General features: G+C 37.3%; 18 protein-coding genes and 1 tRNA gene. 15 read left to right on the top strand and 4 right to left on the bottom strand.

What is annotated here, in order from left to right:
• From rfbA to FTT74_RS07915, 12 genes are all read left to right on the top strand, one after another.
• Positions 1-900 (top strand): glucose-1-phosphate thymidylyltransferase RfbA, encoded by a 900-nt coding sequence (rfbA, locus tag FTT74_RS07970; protein ID WP_179988853.1) that lies wholly within the window; start codon positions 1-3, stop codon positions 898-900.
• A gap of 66 nt (positions 901-966) precedes the next feature.
• The gene (rfbC, locus tag FTT74_RS07965; protein WP_179988852.1) at positions 967-1,530 is read left to right on the top strand and encodes a dTDP-4-dehydrorhamnose 3,5-epimerase; all 564 of its coding nucleotides are present in this window, start codon (positions 967-969) and stop codon (positions 1,528-1,530) included.
• Positions 1,531-1,540: 10 nt separating this feature from the next.
• The gene (locus tag FTT74_RS07960) at positions 1,541-2,251 is read left to right on the top strand and encodes a glycosyltransferase domain-containing protein (RefSeq protein WP_179988851.1); all 711 of its coding nucleotides are present in this window, start codon (positions 1,541-1,543) and stop codon (positions 2,249-2,251) included.
• 16 nt (positions 2,252-2,267) lie between these two features.
• Complete coding sequence (locus FTT74_RS07955; RefSeq protein ID WP_179988850.1) at positions 2,268-3,347, top strand: EpsG family protein; 1,080 nt, start codon at positions 2,268-2,270, stop codon at positions 3,345-3,347.
• A 2-nt stretch (positions 3,348-3,349) separates the two neighbouring features.
• Positions 3,350-4,252, top strand: a complete 903-nt coding sequence (locus FTT74_RS07950) for a glycosyltransferase family 2 protein (RefSeq protein WP_179988849.1) — start codon at positions 3,350-3,352, stop codon at positions 4,250-4,252.
• Positions 4,253-4,256: 4 nt separating this feature from the next.
• On the top strand, positions 4,257-5,060 hold the full coding sequence (locus FTT74_RS07945) for a glycosyltransferase (protein WP_179988848.1): 804 nt from the start codon (positions 4,257-4,259) through the stop codon (positions 5,058-5,060).
• A gap of 150 nt (positions 5,061-5,210) precedes the next feature.
• A complete protein-coding gene (locus tag FTT74_RS07940) occupies positions 5,211-6,539 on the top strand; it encodes an undecaprenyl-phosphate glucose phosphotransferase (protein ID WP_257221838.1) in 1,329 nt (442 codons plus the stop codon).
• Positions 6,540-6,667: 128 nt separating this feature from the next.
• Positions 6,668-7,543, top strand: coding sequence for a UTP--glucose-1-phosphate uridylyltransferase GalU (gene galU, locus FTT74_RS07935; protein WP_179988846.1), 876 nt, complete (start codon positions 6,668-6,670; stop codon positions 7,541-7,543).
• A 17-nt stretch (positions 7,544-7,560) separates the two neighbouring features.
• A complete protein-coding gene (locus tag FTT74_RS07930; RefSeq protein ID WP_179988845.1) occupies positions 7,561-8,814 on the top strand; it encodes a UDP-glucose/GDP-mannose dehydrogenase family protein in 1,254 nt (417 codons plus the stop codon).
• Positions 8,814-10,475, top strand: coding sequence for a glucose-6-phosphate isomerase (gene pgi / locus FTT74_RS07925; RefSeq protein WP_179988844.1), 1,662 nt, complete (start codon positions 8,814-8,816; stop codon positions 10,473-10,475). Before FTT74_RS07930 ends, pgi begins: the two co-directional genes overlap by 1 nt.
• A 1-nt stretch (position 10,476) precedes the next feature.
• The gene (galE, locus tag FTT74_RS07920) at positions 10,477-11,499 is read left to right on the top strand and encodes a UDP-glucose 4-epimerase GalE (protein ID WP_179988843.1); all 1,023 of its coding nucleotides are present in this window, start codon (positions 10,477-10,479) and stop codon (positions 11,497-11,499) included.
• 192 nt (positions 11,500-11,691) lie between these two features.
• Complete coding sequence (locus tag FTT74_RS07915; RefSeq protein WP_179988885.1) at positions 11,692-13,155, top strand: capsule assembly Wzi family protein; 1,464 nt, start codon at positions 11,692-11,694, stop codon at positions 13,153-13,155.
• Between the two features lie 103 nt (positions 13,156-13,258).
• Here FTT74_RS07915 and FTT74_RS07910 read toward each other — a convergent pair whose 3' ends face one another.
• The gene (locus tag FTT74_RS07910; protein ID WP_179988842.1) at positions 13,259-14,629 is read right to left on the bottom strand and encodes a phosphomannomutase CpsG; all 1,371 of its coding nucleotides are present in this window, start codon (positions 14,627-14,629) and stop codon (positions 13,259-13,261) included.
• A gap of 214 nt (positions 14,630-14,843) precedes the next feature.
• Here FTT74_RS07910 and FTT74_RS07905 point away from each other — a divergent pair, with 214 nt between their 5' ends.
• Complete coding sequence (locus FTT74_RS07905) at positions 14,844-16,082, top strand: hypothetical protein (protein ID WP_131261285.1); 1,239 nt, start codon at positions 14,844-14,846, stop codon at positions 16,080-16,082.
• A gap of 166 nt (positions 16,083-16,248) precedes the next feature.
• On the top strand, positions 16,249-19,596 hold the full coding sequence (locus tag FTT74_RS07900; RefSeq protein ID WP_179988841.1) for a DEAD/DEAH box helicase: 3,348 nt from the start codon (positions 16,249-16,251) through the stop codon (positions 19,594-19,596).
• Positions 19,597-19,613: 17 nt separating this feature from the next.
• On the opposite strand, the gene FTT74_RS07895 is transcribed toward FTT74_RS07900, so the two are convergent.
• From FTT74_RS07895 to FTT74_RS07885, 3 genes are all read right to left on the bottom strand, one after another.
• Positions 19,614-20,903, bottom strand: coding sequence for a type II toxin-antitoxin system HipA family toxin (locus FTT74_RS07895; RefSeq protein ID WP_179988840.1), 1,290 nt, complete (start codon positions 20,901-20,903; stop codon positions 19,614-19,616).
• On the bottom strand, positions 20,900-21,217 hold the full coding sequence (locus FTT74_RS07890) for a helix-turn-helix domain-containing protein (protein ID WP_179988839.1): 318 nt from the start codon (positions 21,215-21,217) through the stop codon (positions 20,900-20,902). Before FTT74_RS07890 ends, FTT74_RS07895 begins: the two co-directional genes overlap by 4 nt.
• Before the next feature lie 349 nt (positions 21,218-21,566).
• Positions 21,567-21,642, bottom strand: a tRNA-Gly gene (locus tag FTT74_RS07885).
• 233 nt (positions 21,643-21,875) lie between these two features.
• On the opposite strand from FTT74_RS07885, the gene FTT74_RS07880 reads away from it, so the two are divergent.
• Entirely contained in the window at positions 21,876-22,187 is a 312-nt protein-coding gene (locus FTT74_RS07880; RefSeq protein WP_096902208.1) for a BolA family transcriptional regulator, read from the top strand.
• The last annotated feature ends 1 nt before the right edge of the window (position 22,188 follow it).

Raw genomic sequence — 22,188 nt, 5'->3', positions numbered from 1 at the left:
ATGACAACATCAATAACACGTAAAGGTATTATCTTAGCTGGCGGTTCGGGAACACGTTTATATCCGATCACAATGGGTACGTCTAAACAGCTATTGCCAATTTATGACAAGCCAATGATTTACTATCCGCTTTCTGTATTAATGCTAGCTGGTATTAAAGAAATCCTTATTATTTCAACACCTGAAGATTTGCCTAATTTTGAAAAATTATTGGGTACAGGTGAAGAGCTTGGTATTCAACTGTCTTATAAAGTTCAACCTTCTCCAGATGGTTTAGCACAAGCCTTTATTTTAGGTGAAGAATTTATTGGTAATGATAATGTTTGTCTAATTTTAGGCGATAACATTTTCTATGGTCAGCATTTTAGTGATCAACTGAAGCGTGCATCAAATCAAGTGCAAGGTGCAACAGTATTTGGTTATTACGTGAATGATCCAGAGCGCTTTGGTGTTGTTGATTTTGATGCAGAAGGTAAAGCCTTAAGTATTGAGGAAAAACCAGAACAGCCAAAATCAAATTATGCGGTCACTGGTCTGTATTTCTACGATAATTCAGTTGTTGAGATTGCTAAAAATATTAAACCATCGCACCGTGGTGAATTAGAAATTACGGATGTAAATAACATTTATCTGCAAAAAAATGACTTAAATGTTGAAGTTTTAGGTCGTGGTTTTGCCTGGTTAGATACGGGAACACATGATTCGTTGCTTGAAGCAAGTCAATTTGTGCAAACAATTGAAAACCGTCAAGGTTTGAAAGTAGCAAGTCTTGAAGAGATTTCATTTAATAATGGCTGGATTGATGCTGATCAGCTCAAAGCACGTGGCGAATTCTTTAAAAAGACAGGTTATGGTCAATATTTACTGAAACTCTATGCTGAACACATAGCAAAGGGCTAAGATTTTAAAGTGCCCATATTGGGCACTTTTCATTTATAATTCTGCATATTGAAATAGGTGATGATTATGAATGTTATTGAAACCAAGATAAAAGATTTATTGATTTTTGAGCCGCGTGTATTTGCAGATGATCGCGGCTGGTTTATGGAAAGCTTTAATCAGCAGGTGTTTGAAAAAGCTTTAGCTGATCGCGGCTTGGACATCCCTCAATTTGTTCAGGATAATCATTCTTTTTCTAAAAAAGGTGTGCTCCGTGGTCTGCATTATCAGTTAAATCCGCATGCTCAAGGTAAATTAGTTCGTGTGGTGCAAGGTCGTGCTTGGGATGTGGCAGTAGATATTCGCAAAGATTCTGAAACTTTTGGTCAATGGGTAGCTGTCGAACTCAGTGGAGATAACCATAAGCAGTTTTGGATTCCTGCTGGTTTTGCACATGGGTTTCTAGCTCTTGAGGATAATACACAGTTTTTATATAAGACCACTGACTATTATTCTAAAGAGTGCGAGCGTTCGATTGTTTGGAATGATCCAGAGATTGGAATTATATGGCCAATTGAAAAAGGATTAGATGTGATTTTGACTGAGAAAGATAGACAGGCATCACTAATTGCACTTTCGGATTTATTTTAAGGGGTATACATTGAATAAAATTGCTATATACACCGCAATTATGGGTAAAATTGATAATATTATTGATCCTGAAATTATTACCCCAGATGTAGATTATATTTGTTTTACAGATGAGCTTCGCCATAAAAGTGATATTTGGAAATTTGTAAAAGTAGATAACGAGTTTGAAAATTTAAGATATAAAGCAAGAGAGATAAAATTAAATCCACATAAGTACTTAGATGGTTATGATTATAGTTTATGGGTCGATGGGAATATTCGTATATTGAAAAATCTTAATAGTTTTTTTGAAGATTTAATCAATGAGAAAGTTTCGATTGCAACATTCAAGCATTTTTCCAGAAATTGCGTTTATGAGGAAGCATTGGAATGTATTGCTACAAAAAAAGACAATAAATCTAATATTTACAAGCAAATAGCACTATGTATCTCAGATAATTATCCTATCAAGAATGGTTTGGCTGAAACTAATGTAGTTTACAGATACCATAAAAAATCAGAAATAATTACAGCAATGGAAGATTGGTGGCTATGTGTGAGACAAAATTCTATACGAGATCAACTGAGTTTTGATTATACAATGTTTAAGAATAATATTAATTACTCCTTAATTAAAGGTAATTCAAGAACTGGTTGTGAATATTTTATGTGTGTAGAGCATAAAGAAGATTCATTTAAAAACTCACTTAGAAAAATTTATTCTAAATTTATAAAAAGATGAACAATATGGATGCTGTATGAATCAAATTTATTTAACTGTATACTACTTTTTATTAGTATCTTTTGGTTTTTTATTGAATTATAGTAGATTTAATTTAGATAAATTTTATTCATTTTTTTATATATTTAATATATTTGTTCTTGGTGTAGTTATATTGCCAAATATTGATATGCTTAGTAGAGATTTTTTAAATTATTATAATTGGTTTATGAAAATTGAAAGAGAAGGGGTTTCAGGTTTTTGGGATTTAAAGGATCCAGTATTTCAGTATATAGTATTATTTATACAAAATGTATTTGGTAATAGTTATTTTGCAATATATATGTTTTTCTTTATATGTATTTCATATTGCAAACTATTTTTTTCTAAGTTAATGGGATTAGGGAGTTTATATTTAATCTTATTGTGGTTATTATTTGGTCAAACTTTTATTTTGTATGAGTTAACTCAAATAAGAGCAGGTTTTGCAATATCTTTATGCTCATTTTTTATAGCACGTGATATGCAGAAATTAGATAAAGTTAATTTAATTTTTATGCTTTTATCATGCTTTGTTCATCAGTCAGTTTTTGTTTTATTTTTATCATATCTATTATTGAGATTGTCTAATAACTTATTTTTAAGTAGAAATTTTACTATATTTATATATATTATGGGTTTAGTTTCTGGTTTGTTTTTAAAGCCTATTTTTAGCAATGTTGTTGGTCTATACTTTATCGGAAGTGAAAGAGCTAAAGATTATTTGGATAATAGTTATAGTGAAATTTTCGAGGTTTCATTTTTGTCGGTTTTTTACATTACCCAATCATTTGTTATCTTATTTTTATCTTATTTTTATCTTAGACTCAATGATTTTCAAAAAAAAATATTATTTTTATCAACTTTAGGCTCTTTTTTTTATAGTGTCTTTTCATTTAATAGTGTTTTAGCTTATAGATTTTCTGAAGTTTTTATATTTTTTAATTTAGTTTGTATGGTGTTTTTATTACAGCTAAGAGTAATTAATGTTAACTTTAGACAAATATGGTTTTTAATTTTATTAGCTTTAGGCGCAGTTTTTTCTTATTCTTCTTCGAAGATTATTTTGGTTAATTGAATATGATTTCAGCAGTAATAGTAACATACTATCCGTGTTTAGATAATTTAGATAATTTAGTAAGATCTTTAGCTAGTCAATGTGATTTTGTTATTATTGTAGATAATACACCATCACTAGAAGAAAAATATTCTAGCTTTGAAAATTTATATGGAAAAAATTTTATTTACATATCACTTGGAGATAATCTGGGTATTGCAAAAGCTCAAAACATAGGGATAACTAAAGCTCTAGAGTTAAAGTCAGAATTTATAGCGGTGTTTGATCAAGATTCAAGTATTGATAGTAATTTTATTTCTGCTTTACTAGCTGTTTACACTAAACTTAATTTAGAGAAGAAGAAAGTTGCTGCTGTAGGTCCAGCATTTGTAGATGTTAAATCGAATATAGTTTCTCCTGCTATTCAGTACAGAGGTGCAAAAGTAAAGAAAATAAATATTGATAAAGAAAAAGAATACACTCCAGCAGATCACATAATTTCCTCAGGCAGTATTTTTCATGTGAGTGCTATGGATAATATTGGATTTATGGATGAACAGTTATTTATAGATTATGTTGATCTTGAGTGGGGGATGAGAGCCAAAAGGAAAGGTTATAGTTGTTACATTGCTAACTTGGTAGAGATGAAGCATTCTATAGGGGATAAATCTGTAAAAATACCTTTTATTAATAGATATGCTAATATTCATTCAGATTTTAGAAAATATTTTATTATGAGAAATGCATTCTATCTAGCATTTTATTCAGATTTGGAATTTTTTTGGAGATTTCATCAAGTGATAAAAAATTTAAAATACATTGTATTTTTATTATTGTATGTTAATCCCAGATTTAAAAATTTGAAAATATTTTTTATAGCACTCCGTGATGCTTTATTAAAGAAAATGTATAAGGGTAGTATGTAAACATATGAAAGTTATAGTTTCTATTGTTATATATAAACATAGTTATGAGGAAATTGAGTCTACCCTTAATAGCTTGATTTTTTCTGAACATATTAAAAAGGTAATTTTTGTAGATAATGATGAAAGTACTTGGGCTTCAACTTTTGTGCATCCTAAAATTACATATTTAAAGTCTGGTGGAAATTATGGTTTTGGTTTTGGACATAATCTTGCTATTAAAAAATTTGCAAATGAGAGTGATCTTTTCTTAATTTGTAATCCAGATATTGTATTTGATCCCGCTGAATTTAATATATTAGTTAATTTCGCTTCTTCTAGAGAAGAGGGCTTATTCTTGCCTAAAATTATTTATGAAAATGGTGAAAATCAATTTGGTGCCCGTTTATTGCCTACACCTTTAAATCTTTTTGCCCGGCGTTTTTCTCCTAAAATTGCTGAAAAACTAGATGAAAGTTATTTATTGAAAAATTTAGATTTAACACAACCAAGTTTTGTTCCTTATCTTCATGGTTGCTTTATGCTTTTTCGTTCAAAGGCTCTTTTAGAGTTGAAAGGGTTTGATGAGCGTTACTTTATGTATATGGAAGATGTGGACTTATCACGTCGCTGTGCTGAAAAATTTGGAAACGTATATTACCCAATAGCTAAGGTAGTACATTTACATGAGCAAGGTTCGTATAAAAATAAAGCTTTGTTAAAAGCACACTTAACAAGCGCATGGAAGTATTTCAACAAATGGGGGTGGTTTTATGATACTGGCAGAAAAAAACTTAATGACAAATGCTTAAAACAGATTAATAATTTATAAAAGAAGTAAATTTAAATGTTTATTATATTCAAAATTGATAAAATTAATTTTTAAGTTTATCAATTTTGATTTAATTTAAAATTTATATATAAAATTTAACTATATAGGTCCATAATGGCATCAAGGCTAAACGCGTCTTACGTTTCAATCTTGCAAAGATCTTGTGATATCTGTGCAATTTATGGCGCTTTATATATTGTTTTTAATTTAAATTCTATTGAAATCACGCATCAGGCAATGCTTGTGTTTCTTTGTATGGTCAGCCTTTTTCAGCTCATTGGCGGTTTGACTGATTTTTACAGATCATGGCGCGGTGTAAGCCTGTTTAATGAGCTGATTGCCTGTTTAAAAAATGTCTTGATGAGCTCGTGCTTATTGCTGCCATTTGTATGGTTTTATTCAGATATAAATATTGCCCTATTGATTCAGTATTTCTGCTCTGTTTTATTTCTAATGGGCGTCATGCGGGTTTTTGTACGCTTAATTTACGCGATTTCATTTAAAATATTTAAAAAATCCAGAAATGTCATTGTTATTGGTGATTCGTCAAAAGCTTTAAAATTATTCAATGATCTTAAGAAGTCTGAGTGGATTGGATTTAATCCATTAGGTGTATTCAGTTTTAATTCAAATTATAATACGGCTGATTATAATGGCACGGCAGACAATGCTGTTGAGATCATTCAGAATCAAGATATTAATCAAGTTTATATTGTGACGACACAGCAGAATATTGAAAAAGTCGACAATCTGCTGAAAATTTTATCTGATACTACCTGCTCTACGGTGATTGTGCCTGAATTATTCAGTTATGATTTTTTATATTCCCGTGTAGAGGACATTAATGGTACGCCGATTATTCCGATTATTGATACGCGAATTAAAGGCATTAATATTTTCCTGAAACGTGTGGAGGATATTTGTGTTGCCTCAGTCATATTGCTGATGATTTCACCGCTGCTGCTGTGCATTGCGGTCGCGATTAAACTGAACTCCAAAGGCCCTGTATTTTTCAAGCAAGTTCGTTACGGCCTAAATGGCAAACCTATTTTAGTCTATAAATTTAGAAGCATGTCTGTAATGGAAAATGGTCCTGAAGTGAAGCAGGCGGTGAAGAATGATCCGCGTGTAACCAAAGTTGGAGCTTTTCTCCGCAAAACATCCTTGGATGAATTGCCTCAATTTATTAATGTGATTTTAGGCAATATGTCGGTTGTTGGCCCCCGCCCGCATGCCGCAGCGCATAATGAGGAATACCGAAAATTGATTACCGGCTATATGCTTCGCCATAAAGTAAAGCCTGGCATTACAGGGCTTGCTCAGATCCGAGGCTGGCGCGGTGAAACAGATACGCTCGATAAGATGGAAAAGCGGGTAGAATGCGATTTGGAATATATTCGCACATGGAGCCTGCTGCTGGATCTTAAAATTATATTTTTAACGGTCTTTAAGGGTTTCATTAACAAAGCTGCATATTAAATATTTGTGTTTTCAATATTTGATACATCTATACAAACTTTGGGTTGTTTGCACTATTTTTAAACATTTTGAAATAAAAAATAGTGTAGTGACAATAAATAATTTTTTGATGAAAAAGTGTATCTTCGATGATTAAAAAAGCAATTCTTCCTGTGGCTGGACTAGGTACCCGATTCTTGCCTGCAAGTAAAGCGATTCCTAAAGAAATGGTTACGGTGGTAGACCGCCCGGCAATTGAGTATGTCATCAAAGAAGCAGTAGCTGCTGGGATTGAGCAAATCATTTTAGTCACACATTCATCGAAAGCATCTATAGAAAACTACTTTGACCGTAATTTTGAGCTGGAAACCACTCTAGCACATAAAAAGAAGTTTGATTTACTTAAAGAAATTACCGACATTTTACCTGCAAGTGTAAGTGTTGTTAGTGTACGCCAACCACAACCTTTAGGGCTTGGCCATGCTGTTCTTTGTGCTAAATCTATTGTTGGTGATGATGATTTTGCTGTGCTCCTGCCTGATGTCTTGGTTAAAGATAGTGATACGCGCAACGATTTAAGCTTAATGATTGAGCGTTATACTAAGTCAAAAGCAGCCCAAATTATGGTTGAAGCTGTCCCTGATAGTTTGGTTGATCAATATGGTATTGTCGATGTTGCTGAAATTCCTGCTGAAGGTGAAAGTTATGTCATGCAAGGAATTGTAGAGAAACCTGCAATAGGTACTGCTCCTTCTAATTTGTCAGTTGTTGGGCGTTATGTATTGCCTGCACAGATTATGACTTTATTAGAACAAACACCGAAAGGTGCTGGGAATGAAATTCAACTGACAGATGCGATTGCAATGCTACAGCAATCAAAGCCTGTTGAAGCATATCGCATGAAAGGTCGAACGTTCGACTGTGGTAGCAAAATTGGCTATTTGAAAGCAGTTTTACATTATGGTGTTGACCATCCCAAGTTAGGTGATGAGTTTAAAGCACTGATTAAAGAGTTAGAGTTATAAAAAAAGAGGGATGAGCCATGAAAATCGCAATGTTTGGTACAACACTGTATGCGGGTGTTATCTCATCATTACTTGCAGAGAGTGGACATCAGGTCTTTATTTGTAATGATTTACAAGACCATACAGCGCTATTCAATCTTAGAGATCAAGATGTTGTTCGTGCTTTAGAAAAACAATATCAAAGTGGTTTTCTAAGTTATTGTAATTTTGCGGCTCTTCCCTTGGATATTGATGCGTATTTTTTCAGTTTCAATCCGACTCAAGAAGCTGAGGCACTTGATGTTGTACAGAAATTAAAAATGCGCACGATTATTCATCCTAAATTGATGATTAATGCCTCTACTTTTGGTCTTAATGGTACAGAAAAATTAAAAGCCGTATTAACAAAAGATCATTGGGTTTATTTCCCTGATATTATTCAGGAAGGTCAAGCTTTTAAAAGTGTGACGAGTGCCTCTAAAGTGATTATTGGCTGTGCTGACCAACAAGCACAGGGTGACTTAGAGGAAATGTTGCGACCTTTATTCCCACGCCAGCAACAATATTTATTTATGCCTGTTTTAGATGCTGAATTTACCAAACTCAGTATTTCAGGCATGTTGGCGACTCGTATCAGTTATATGAATGATTTGGCAGATGTTGCTGAAAAGTTGGGTATTGATATTGCCCATGTTCGAGATGGAATGGCAGCAGACAGTCGGATAGGTGAATCGTATTTATATTCAGGTGCAGGTTTTGGTGGTGAAAACTTTTCACATGATATTTTGACTCTATCAAATACCATCAGTAATACTGGAACAAAAAGTCAGCTATTGGGACAGGTTTGGGATATCAATGAGCAACAAAAAGAGTTTCTTTTTCGCAAGTTGTGGAATTATTTTCATGGAAATTTAGCTGGAAAAACGATTGCGATTTGGGGGGCTGCTTTTAAGCAACATACCTCAAGTACCAGCTTCTCACCTATTCATCCGATGCTTGCCGCACTGTGGGCGCAAGGTGTGACTGTTCGTTTGCATGATCCACAAGCCTTAGAAGAAATATACACAATTTATGGTGAACGTGATAATTTAATTTTATGTGAAAATCAGTATGACGCGGTGAATCAGGCACATGGTTTATGTGTTCTAACTGCATGGAAGCAATATTGGTCACTTGATTATACGCAATTAAAACTTAAATTAGCCCATCCTTTGATTTTGGATGGACGTAATATTTATCAACCTGATTATGTTAAAAGTCAGGGTTTTGCATATATGGGAGTAGGAAGATAATGATAAATTTAACTATTTTTCCTAAAAAAACGCTAGCAACAACACTTGAACATTTACAACACTTAAGTAAAACCATTGGCCAGAAGCACTTAAATACTTTTTTTGCCGAAGATGACCAAAGATTTAAGCATTTTTCTGTTCAATATGATGAAATCACTTTTGATTTTAGTAAGCATCGTGTTGATGAGTCCGTAATAAGCGCATTGATTGACTTTGCACAAGTTCGTGATCTCTCTACATGGACGAAACGTTTATTTTCAGAAGAAGAAATTAACTATACAGAACAGCGTGCAGCTATGCATTGGGCGCTTCGTTTACCGAAACATGATGAGCAGCATCCTAAATTAGCAGGCAAAGTACATGAGCAATTAGAGCGAATGTATGCATTGGTTGAGAAAATTCACGCGGGTCAGTACCGTGGTGCAACGGGTGAAGTTATACAAGATGTGGTCAATATTGGTGTGGGTGGGTCTGATCTAGGGCCATTGATGGTGAGTCATGCTTTGTCTGATTTTAAAGTTAATACGATTAAGCCTCTGAAGGTGCATTTCGTGTCAACGATGGATGGCACTCAACTTTCAGATCTGTTGCATCAGTTACGTCCAGAAACGACATTATTTATTATTTCATCTAAGTCTTTTGGAACAATTGATACACTCTATAATGCACAAACTGCACGTCAATGGCTTGAAAAGCAATTGGGCCAATCAGAAGCGGTGGATCAGCATCATTTTATTGGGGTATCGACTAAGCCTGAAAAAATGACAGAATGGGGTATAGCACACCAAAATCAGTTTTTGCTCTGGGACTGGGTTGGTGGGCGTTACTCTTTATGGTCATGTATTGGGTTGCCGATAGCATTAAATATTGGTGTACAAGGCTTTAAACGTTTACTTGCAGGTGCTCATGCAATTGATGAGCATTTTCAAAATGCTCCTTTGCGCCAAAATATTCCTGTTCTTATGGCTGTTTTGGGAATATGGAATCATAACTTCCTAGAAATTCAGACTCAGGCTATTTTGCCTTATGATGGTCGTTTAAAGTATTTTTCGGCCTATTTACAACAGTTAGAGATGGAGTCGAATGGGAAGTCGATTCAGCGTAATGGTCAGAAAGTTGAGTTGGATACTTGCCCTATTGTTTGGGGTGAAGTGGGTCCAAATGCACAACATGCTTTTTATCAGTTGTTACACCAAGGTGCACATAAAGTAAGCTGTGAGTTTATTGCGCCAGTGAATCGTTATGCCGCTAACCAATTTACCTATGTAAAAAATGCCAATGCATTGATTAATCAACACCATTTAGCGTTATCAAATTGTTTGGCTCAGTCTCGACTATTGGCCTTTGGTAATCAGGCACTTGATGCTGAAGAGGTGGCGGGTCTAGAGAATTATCAAAAATATGAAGGTAATCAGCCTAGTACAACCATTTTGCTCAAAGAGCTTAATCCTTATACCTTAGGTATGTTGGTTGCGTTGTATGAACATAAAGTATTTGTGCAATCTGTACTGTGGAATATCAATGCTTTTGACCAATGGGGTGTTGAAAAAGGTAAACAAATTGCGAATCAAGTACTTCCAATTTTGACTGGTACAGAAAAAGATTATGTTGATTTTGATAGCTCTACCCGTGGTCTATTAGATATTTTACTTGGAAAATAAAATGGCAAAAATATTAGTCACCGGTGGGGCTGGTTATATTGGTTCACATACTTGTCTGGAATTATTGAATGCTCAACATGAAGTTGTTGTATTGGATAATTTATCAAACAGCTCTGAAGTGTCATTATCGAGAGTTCAAGCTTTAGCAAATAAAAGTTTAACTTTTATCCAAGGTGATATTCGCGATGCGCAGATCTTAGATCAGATCTTTGCACAGCATCAGATTGATGCGGTCATCCATTTTGCAGGTTTAAAAGCCGTGGGTGAAAGTCAGAAAGAGCCGCTAAAATATTTTGAAAATAATATTTCGGGTTCGATTAGTTTGGTCAAAGCCATGGAACGTGCACAAGTGTTTAAGCTGGTGTTTAGTTCATCTGCGACGGTTTATGATGAAGCCAATGTATCGCCATTAAATGAAGACATGCCTACAGGTATGCCAAGCAATAACTATGGCTATACCAAACTGATTGTTGAGCAGTTGTTGGAAAAACTCTCGGCTACAGATGAGCGTTGGTCGATTGCATTGCTGCGTTATTTTAACCCGGTGGGCGCACATCAGAGTGGTCAGATAGGTGAAGACCCACAAGGGATTCCGAATAACTTAATGCCTTATGTCACTCAAGTGGCAGTTGGTCGCCGTGAAAAATTAGCAATCTTTGGCAATGATTATGACACGCTAGATGGTACGGGTGTACGTGATTATATCCATGTGGTCGATTTGGCCAATGCACATTTATGTGCCTTAAATAATCGTTTAAATGCACAAGGATGCCGCGCTTGGAATATCGGCACAGGCAATGGGATTTCGGTTAAACAAATTCGAGATACCTTTGAGAAGGTGAATGGTGTTGAGATTCCATTTGAATATGTACCGCGCCGCGAGGGAGATGTAGCAACGTCATTTGCCGATAATGCCCGTGCAGTCGCAGAATTGGGTTGGCAGCCACAATATGGCTTGGCTGATATGTTGGCGGACAGTTGGAATTGGCAAAAGCAGAATCCAAATGGGTTTCATAAGAGTTAAATCTCAGCTTTGAGATTCATCTAAGAATATATGGCTAATGCGATAGAGCTTTAGTCATGCAAAACACTGAATATCATGCCCATTTGAATTTAAAATCAAATTGTGTATGGATTATGCAAACAATCATGTATTTATTCCCTTATTTTAAAAAACACCGCTATGATGTTTTTTAAAAATGAACTTAGATGAAGAATATTTATGAGATATCAAAGTATTAGATTTTTGTCACTTGCGGTTTTATCTGCACTTTCTTTGCCAGCAATTGCACAAGGAATTTTTTTAAATAATGAAGGCTTACGAACTGATTTAAATTGGTTAAATCAACAAGGTGTGATTCAAATTAGCACGTCTACATGGCCTTTAAGTGGTGATGAAATACAACGTGCTTTATCTAATGCAAAGATTGATAATCAAGTTCAGCAGCAAGTCTTGGATTCCGTGCAAGCTGCTTTAAGTGCGGAAAATACAACGGCCAAAGCCAGTTTATATGCTGAATCTGATCCCCAAAATGTACCGCAACATTTTGCAGATGAACAAAAATCACAATATCAAGCGGCTGTTGAGTTCAATGCTGGTGGGGCGCAATGGGATGCAAGACTGCGTATTAATGCTGAAAAAGATCCTATTATTGATAATGGGCATGATGTGAATGTTGAAGGGTCATATTTAGCTGGAAAGTTGTGGAATCAATGGTTGATTGCAGGACAAATTCCAACCTATTGGGGACCTGGGCATGATGGTAGTCTAATCCGAGGGGATGCGAGTCGTCCAGTATACGGTTTTACAATGCAACGCGCTGAGCAAAAGGCCTTTGAAACGAAATGGCTGTCTTGGCTTGGCCCTTGGCAGTATCAAGTTTTTGCTGGTCGATTAGATGATTATGAGGCCGTGCCAAATACAAATCTCTTGGGAATGCGTTTAACAGCCCAACCTTTACCTTATCTTGAATTGGGTGCATCACGTACATTCCAAATAGATGGTCAAGGTCAACCTGATAGTTTCAAAGCCTATTGGAATGCTTTTATTGGTAAAGATAACGAATGTGATGATAGTGGGTGTACTGGAGAGGGGAATGCCTCAAACCAAATTGCAGGCCTAGATGCGCGTTTAAATCTACAACAATGGTTTAAAGTTCCATTGGGTTTGTATGGGCAGTTTGTCGGTGAAGATGAATCAGGTTTACTGCCATCTCGGAAAATGTATTTGGCAGGACTCGATTATTCTTCACAAGTGAAGAATATGCCGTTCCAGCTTTATACTGAATGGGCAGATACACGTACCAATGGTGATGTTTGGGGTTATTCATATAATCATCATAATTATACATATGGTTACTACCAGCATGGATTCCCTTTAGCTCACGCTATGGGCGGTGATGGTCAGATGTATAGTTTAGGTGGGGATATTCGTTTCGATAAAATGAATCGTTTAAATGGTCGCATCTTGTTGGCAAAAGTGAATCAGTCAGGACTTGAAATCAATCATGCTTTTCCAGAAAAAGATGAAATCAAAGCTCTGGATTTAACGTGGACACATTATCTTCGTCCGAATACGCCGTTGAAATTAAGTGGTTGGGTCAGTGACTCTGACGTGTATGGTGGAGATAGCGGCGTGTCTTTAGGGGTTGAAATTCCATTGGATCGCTCATTATTTTAATAAGCTGTCCGTTTTTAGAGAACCCATCGGAAATTCAGCTAAAAATAAAACCATTCAACCTATATGATAAGTTGAATGGTTTTTTATTAGCATGCAGAACAATTTAACCTTGAATCAACTGCGTTAATTCATCCACATAGTCCTGCATTGGGCGTGGGTTTTGATCACGACGGCTTTCAATATTTAAGCGCAATAATGGCTCAGTATTTGACGCACGCACATTAAAACGCCATGCCCCAAAGTCAAGACTCACGCCATCGGTTTGATCAATCGTTGGGTTTTGGCTGGCATAATGTTTAAAGATTTTTTGGATGGTGGCTTGAGTATCGGCCACTTTAAAGTTAATTTCGCCCGAACATGGAAACTTGGCAATCATTTCTTCGACCAGACTCGATAGCGATTGTCCTGTTTCAGACAATACCGAAACCGCCAATAACCATGGAATCATACCGCTGTCACAATATGCGAAATCACGGAAATAGTGGTGTGCACTCATTTCACCGCCGTAAACAGCATTGTGTTCACGCATTACATCTTTAATAAAAGCATGCCCAGATTTAGATTGAATCGCTTCACCCTGATATTGCGCGACTACATCAAAGGTATTCCAGACCAAACGCGGGTCATGCACGATTTTTTCGCCTGCTTGTTTCAGTAAAAACGCCTGCGCCAATAAGCCGACAATATAATAGCCTTCAATAAACTGGCCTTTTTCATCGAACAAGAAACAGCGGTCAAAGTCACCATCCCACGCAATGCCCATATCAGCTTGATGCTCTAATACGGCATTTCGGGTGCTATCACGGTTTTCCACTAAAATTGGATTCGGGATACCATTGGGGAAGGTGCCATCGGCATCATTGTGAATTTTGACAAACTCAACAGGGATATTCAGGGCTTTGAATTTTTGCTCAATCGCATCAACTACATGCCCTGCAGCGCCATTACCTGCATTCATGACCAGTTTCATTGGGCGAATTTTGCTAGGCTCGATATACGTCATTAAATGTTCGATAAATTCAGGCAAAATATTGTAGCTTTGAGTGCTACCTTTGTGTTCAACAGGGGTGAATTCGCCTGATTCTGCCAAAGCCTGAATGTCTTTTAGGCCGGTATCGGCACTAATAGGACGCGCATTTTCACGTACCAACTTCATGCCGTTATAGTCCATTGGGTTGTGGCTAGCAGTTACTTCAATGCCACCTTGCACATCTAAATGAAAAGCCGCGAAATAGACTTCTTCTGTGCCTGTCATACCAAGATCTAACACATTGACCCCTGCATCATTTAAACCACGAATGGTGGCTTGCTTTAAGCCTTCGCTGCTAAGGCGAATATCGCAGCCAATTACAACGGTTTTAGGTTGGTAAATTTGTCCGTAAGCACGACCAATTTTATAGGCAATCTCTTCATTGAGTTCTGTGCCCAGTTTTCCGCGAATGTCATAGGCTTTAAAACAGGTGAGTGCGCTCATGTATTGTCCTGAATATTTGGAAAAATAGTATTGCTGCCTATGATAATCGAACTATGTGCAATGTGCTGTACAGAATAGAAGATGAATTGCTTGAAGATGTTTCAGATCAAAGACTATGGATGAGAAAAGATGTGGTGATGGGCAAGGGTGTTTTTTCTTGAGTAAGAAGTTGGTTAAAATACGGCTCAGACTTATGTGTTCGATATGATTGAAGATGGAATTACAGAAAAGTACTTTAGAGCCAGAGCAGAAACTTTCTGCGCCACAGAAAAAATTTCAGAAATTATGCCAAAAAATTGAGCAGGAACAGCTACGTTTGAATGAATGGCAGACCGCACAAGCCGATATTCAGGCACGTGCCAGCCGTGAAATTTTACCGACTTATGCGCAATTGCGTGAAGTTATATTTCAGCAAATTCAACAATTGCTTCAGCAAAAACAACAAAAAGTGACGGCAGCCCAGCAAACTAAGCTGGATCAAAAAATTGAGCAACTCAGTTTACAACTTTTGGATTCGCAGCAGATGTCTACCGAACAAGTTCAGTTTTTAACAGAATTGCTGAACAGTTATGGGCATCATATTGAATTGCTAGACACAGATGATGTGGATTTAAGATCTGAAGCTAAAACAGCAACAGAGTCAGAAGACGAAAATGTTGAACAATGTGAACAAAATAGTTTTGAACATGATGAGTCTGAACAAGAGCGCTTGGCACAGCTCAAGCTAGAAAGTTTGAAGCATTTTCTTTGTGAAGAATATGACCTAGATCTAGATTTTTTTGATTTTCAGCATGATCCATTAGATTTAGATGACTTTATAAAAAAATTTGAACAAAAAATGCAAGAACAAGAGGAGCTGGATTTTTTAAGTCAGTTGAGTAGTGCGCAAAAAGCTTTTGCCGAACAGCAAATTGCCCGTGAAAAAGCCAAAGCAGCAAAAAAACAGCAACAGCGTGAAGAAGCCAAGAAACTAGCAAATCAGTCCATTAAAGCGATTTACTTAAAAATTACAGCGTGGATTCACCCAGATCGTGAGCAAGATGAGCAGAAAAAACAAGAAAAAACCGTATTGATGCAGCAAGCCAATCAGGCTTATGAAGCCAATGATTTATTGACATTGTTAAATTTGCAAATTCAGTTGGGTCAGCAGCATAATTTGTCTTTCGCCAATCAACAATTAAAAGCGTATAACCTGCTTTTAGAAGAACAGTTAGAAACTTTGCAAATGCAAGTGGATGACATTATTTACTCTTTTAATTGGAGTCAGTTTTTATATTCTAACCGTAAAATTAAAGTGCAGGATTTGTATCGAAAATATGAGCAAGACTATCGACATGTTCAACAAAAATTAGCTCGAGCGCAAGAGATACTGGAAAAATATCAAGACCTTAAACAATTAAAGCAATTGATGCGCAGTCAATATGTGTGGGAAATGCATGCTGTGATGATGTAGACATATTGAGGTTTGGCTTTGAATGTTTATGCAAAAAGTAGTCTTTATTTACAATATTCCTTTTGAGTGAATCCAAGTTATGCTCAGGTTGGGCCGTTCGGCTACTATTCTGAAATGATACCTTTGTCCGTTATAATTGTATAAACATTTTTAGTGTCTGGTAATTATGTCCTCATTGATCAATTTTCTATCTCGCTTTAGTACTGCAACTCTTCAGCGCAGTCTGAGCTATGCTAAACACATTGATAGGGAAACGATTGAGTTCTTTGAGGAAAAAGACGGGGTTACGATGTATGCCCAAATTGAAGGGACAGATTATTACGATACTGCAATTACCTATAATGCCCAAAAAGACCATTTAATCGATGACGACTGCACTTGTCCGGTTGGATATAACTGTAAACATGCTGCTGCTTTAGCGCGGTTATTCTTTCAGGAATATCGCCAGGAATTTCAGCAGCGTTATGCTGACTCTCAATCCCCGCAGGGAATCGCAAAACGCCAACGTGGGGATGATCAGGCACAGCGCTGGTTGAATGATTTTAAACGGTATTTACAACAGACTGAACCTGAGCAATCTGTCAAAACAAACAATTATTTAATTTACCTGCTAGATCAGTCGGTCAGCTTAAAGAAATTGACAGTTGATGTTCAGAAGGCCAGACGCAATAAAAACGGCTCAATTGCGGGGGAAAGTTATTATACCCAATATGAAAATATCACCAGAAAGCATCTGACTTTACCTGAACAAAAACGACAATTATTTAACCAGATTTATTATTACGCCAAAATAAACAGCGACGAACGTTTTTATCAAAGCAATCTTGATATCTCCGGAATTTTATTGGAGCATTTCAAATCTTTTATTCAAAGCGGCGATGTGTACTGGCAAAAAAAAGGCCATGTTGCACTTCAATGGTCAGAACAAGGCTATCACATCGAATTGATCTGGGAACAAGGTGTCAACAAACAGACGGAGCATTTAAACATTGAATTGGTCAATGGCGATATTCGACTCGATTTAAAATCAAATCCACATATCCAGATTCTCGCGAGCCAGCCACCATGTTATGTGGATATTCAACAAAACACGGTGGGCCAGTTATATGGTGAATATACGGCAAATCTTCTGTACCATTTTTTACAGATGCCTGATCTTCCAGCTACGCTCTTGCCAGAGTTTGAAAAACTGACTCATCAATATTCAGACGTGCAAAATCTGCCTCAGCCCGAGTCTATTCAGCATATTGATGTCCTTGAGGGTAGTCCCCAGCCAATTTTACGCTTCGGTGTTTTAGATAAATTTGATTGGAAATGGGAAGAGTATGTTTGTGCTGAAATTGAATTCTCCTATGCAGGCGGAAGAATAAAAGCAGGTACATCAGGCGACAGTTTTATTGGTGAGCAGCATGACAAAATGGTACGACAGCTTCGGGACTTCGTTCAGGAACAACAGTCAATCCAGCGTTTACAGCTATTGGTCGAATCACTGAAGTGGGTGAAAGATCTTAGTTATGACCAGCAATTAAAACTGGATAAACAACATCTTGATTCTATGGTTTTTGCTTTCTATGGAGATTGGATTAAACAGCTGATGCCCATCAATCAAATTGAGTTGATGGGCTGGCAGATAGAGCATCTGGAAAACAGCCCCTTTAACCTGCAATATGTCGAAAATTTAAATATTTCTATCACTGAATCTGAAGGTCAGCAGGACTGGTTCAATATCGGGGCGACGGTTCAAGACAGTGCAGGTAATTCTTATAATTTGCTTGATGCGCTCGTAGCTTTGGTGCGAGTAAATCCTGATTTACTTGATCCGCGGACGTTTATTCATCTGCATGACAGTCAAATTTTCACCGTGAAAACTGCAGTTGATCAACCTGATTTGGCTCTATCCGCTAGGGATATTAAGCCGGTATTGTTACATCTGCAGAGCATTTTACAGCAAGAAGAGCGCAGTATTGATCGCTATGATGCGAGTCAATTATTAGAATTGCAGCATAATCTTGGGATGACATGGCAGGTCAGTGATCGCCTGCAGCAATTTGTACAGAAATTCAAACAAGGCTATCAGCAACAACTGCCGACACCACAAGGTTTTCAGGGGGAGTTGCGTCCATACCAGCAGCAGGGCTTAGGCTGGTTACAGTTTTTAAGGGAAACCCAGCATGGCGGGATTCTGGCAGATGATATGGGCTTGGGGAAAACAGCACAAACTTTAGCCCATTTACTCATGGAAAAGCAGGCTGGATATTTGCAGGACAGTCCCGCCTTAATTGTTGCACCCACATCGCTGATGCATAACTGGTTCAAAGAAGCGGAGAAATTTACCCCTGAGCTCAAGGTATTGCTGCTACAGGGGCCCGACCGCCATCAGAATTTTGAGCAGATTCCGCACTATGATATTGTGTTAACCACCTATCCGCTTCTAGCGAGAGATGAAGAACAACTAAAGCAATATGAATATCATCAACTCATTTTGGATGAGGCGCAGAATATCAAAAATCCGCGTGCCAAAGCTGCACAGGTAGTACGCCAATTAAAAGCACGACATCGTTTGTGTCTAACAGGTACCCCGATGGAAAATCATTTGGGTGAACTGTGGGCACTATTTTATTTCCTGATGCCAGGATTTTTATATTCACAAGAAATTTTTAATAAAAAGTACCGTCATCCGATTGAAAAACGCGGTGATCAGCAGTTAAGGCAAAAGCTGGTCAACCGGATTAAGCCCTTCATTTTACGTCGCTTGAAAACTGACGTAGCCAAAGAATTGCCAGAAAAAACTACGATTGAAGTCAATATTGATATGAATGACCAGCAATCCAAGTTATATGAGGCTGTTCGTGCCACGATGCAGGAAAATATTCAGAAAATTGTGGCAGAAAAAGGCTTTAAACGTAGTCAAATTCAAATTTTAGATGCCTTACTGAAGCTACGTCAGGTGTGCTGCCATCCTAGCTTACTAAAGCTGGATTCAGTGAAAACCGGGCAGGCACACTCTGCCAAACTTGAACAGTTGATGGATATGGTCGTTCCAATGGTGGAGGAGGGGCGAAAAATTCTGATCTTCTCTCAGTTTACCTCAATGTTGGAACTGATTGAGCAACAGCTCCATCACGCAGAAATTGGCTATGTGAAGCTGACTGGAAAGACCAAAAAGCGAGATGAAGTCATTACAGCATTTCAGTCTGGACAAGTGCCGGTATTTTTAATCAGTCTGAAAGCAGGAGGGGTCGGTCTGAATCTAACTGCCGCAGATACGGTCATTCACTATGATCCATGGTGGAACCCTGCTGCTGAAGATCAAGCTTCAGATCGTGCATGGCGGATTGGACAGGACAAGCCGGTATTTGTCTATAAGCTGATTACTAATAAAAGCATAGAAGAAAAAATTCTTGCTTTACAGCAAAATAAAGCAGAACTGGCACACTCTATTCTAAGTACAGATCATGAAGGCGAAGCGAAACTGACGGAAAATGACGTGATGAACTTGTTTGAGAAATTTTAGTTTGGTTTCAGATTACCCTAATCATCTGTAAGTATCTGAAAGTCCGGATGCAATTTTTTCCAATGTTCTCTTAATTTTTCTTTATGAACAGAAATCATAGGTAAGTCTAGTAATAGCACTGGCCATACCGACCGTGCTTTGTCCATGATCGCGTGAAGTTGTTTTTCAATAACACGCCATGGAACACCGACTTTTTCAGCCCATTGTTCAAAGTGTTTCATCTCAGCTAAATACCAATCTTTATTTTTGGCAAGATTTAAGGCGAAATGACGCTCATTTTCAATATATACACTTGTCATCAATATATCGTATGCAGGGGATAATCTTGGCGTTGTTTTATCGTGATAAATCATACTCCAGTTCTTTAAGTGTGCCTCTCCATTGGCGAGTAAAATATTGACGAGTAAACGGCTGGCAAATTGCTGAATATCAAAAATTTTGTTATCTGAATAGTGATAAATGATCTTACCGATCTGCTCATAATTTGTGGTGCTGTATTTCTGGTGTGGATATGAACCAAAGATCTGAGCAAAATCTTCAATATGAATAAGCTCTGTAGTATTAGCAGTACTCTGCCTATCGAATCTCTTAATTGCAAAAGCATATTGCTCTTGGGGTAGATTTAATGGTGGAAGGTCTTGTAAGAGTGCCATATCTACCAAACGAATCTCTGGGATATCTATTCCGACCATTTTGGCAAGGATCATCATAGAGTATTCATTCAGCGGAACAAAAGCATGTCTGGTAGAAGGAGTTTTGACAATCCAATCACCGAGTAGGCTGGATTCCGTTGCCTGTGCTAATGTAAAACGCCCATCTTTGGCTTTCATGGAAAACTTCATTTGGACGCCAGCCAAGGAAAACTTATTATTTGTCCGAATCTCTTGTTTTAATATCTGATCTGGATTCGAGATCTGAAGCTTAAATTTTATTCCATCTGGGATTTCTTCTGGATCTAATGGAGTCGCAATCAGTGCCCCAGGTAAATCATGACCTAAAGCTGCCAATAACTGAAATTCATTGTCTATATGTATTTTGAGGCTTTGTGCTATGAGTTCGCGTAATGCACCTTCTGGTAGCAGATTTGATAGCAAGGGGTGTAAACGCTGATGTGTAACATAGGTCTTTTCTAAAATCTTATCCACTTGAGGATACAAGGGGGAAGTCAGCAGGCTCAAGGTCGGGCGTTGCTGATCAGAGCGGAAAGAATCTGTAAAAACCAGAATATTTTTTCCGCTCTGAAATCCTGCCAAGTATCCAACGACAGCGTGATGTAATGTTAATTTCAGGACGGCAACAGTATTCATGGTTCCTCTCCTCCGAGAAGACCCTTCCATGGGTTAGTCATTAAGTCATCCTGATCTTCAATAGTGACTTCAATTTCATCATTCAATAATTGTCTAATCAAATGAACCTTATCATCAGGGATGAGCATCAGTTGAGCATTTAATCCTGCCGCGATAATTTCTAAGGTCTCTAATCGAGGGTTACCCTGACTTTCCAGCTTTTGGTATTGCTGTCTTGAAATGCCTGTACGGGATTGCATATCAACTTGCTTTAAGCCCAATTGGGTTCGTCTTTTTTTGATTTGCTGAAGTAAAGACTTATTTAGTGTAGACATATTTATTGCTTTTTGGTGGTGTAAGAAGCATATTAGTTGCTTTTTTATTAAGAAGCAATGACAGAAATTATTAACAGGCTCCGCGGCATCAATATTTAGGATCTAGGCAAGCTGATCTTGTTTAACATAAGCCACTTAGTAGTAGCTAATACTATCTTTTGTTTTGGAGTTTTTTTTATCTTGTATGATTGATACTCTGGAGCATCATCTACACGGTTTTTTGTTCACAATTTTGATATAGCACTTTTGTAAACTTACTTTTTTTAGAATAAAGATCTCTTATGAAGAAAAATATTGAATAAAATCAACAAAAAAAGCCTCAATCTTTCGACTGAGGCTTTTGAAATTCTGGAGCGGGAAACGAGACTCGAACTCGCGACCCCAACCTTGGCAAGGTTGTGCTCTACCAACTGAGCTATTCCCGCATGCGGTGTATAATACATGATGCAAAAATAGGGTCAATCATTTTTTGCATATCGTTGTACTGACTGAATAAATAAACAACATTTTTAGAAAAAACAGCAGTCATCAGCCTAAATTTCATAACGAAAAGTGGTGCGAATCGTAAATCGAAGAATCCTCACGGCAAGATGCTGCGAATCACACAGAACACGTTATACTTCAGAGAGCTTTTAAAACCATTCGGGGAAATACAAGCATGAGCTTAGAACAACAGTTGCTACAACGCTTAGCCGTTTTCAATCCAAGCCATTTAGAGGTGGTGAACGAATCTGCAGGACATGGCGGTTATTTCCCGGGTAAAGAGTCGCATTTTAAAGTGGTGATGGTGAGTGAAGATTTTCAGGGGCTACGCGCCGTACAACGTCATCAAAAAATTTATGCTGCTGTGGGTGACTTACTCGCCCCAAGTAAAATTCATGCATTGGCAATTCATGCCTTTGTTGCATCTGAATGGCAGGGACAAGACACCAGCAGTCCAGAATGCGCCCACGCACCAAAAACATCGTAAT

The sequence above is a fragment of the Acinetobacter sp. YH01007 genome (genome assembly GCF_013420425.1).
In the GTDB taxonomy this organism is placed as follows: Bacteria; Pseudomonadota; Gammaproteobacteria; order Pseudomonadales; family Moraxellaceae; genus Acinetobacter; species Acinetobacter towneri.
This window is presented reverse-complemented; position numbering and strand designations above follow the sequence as displayed.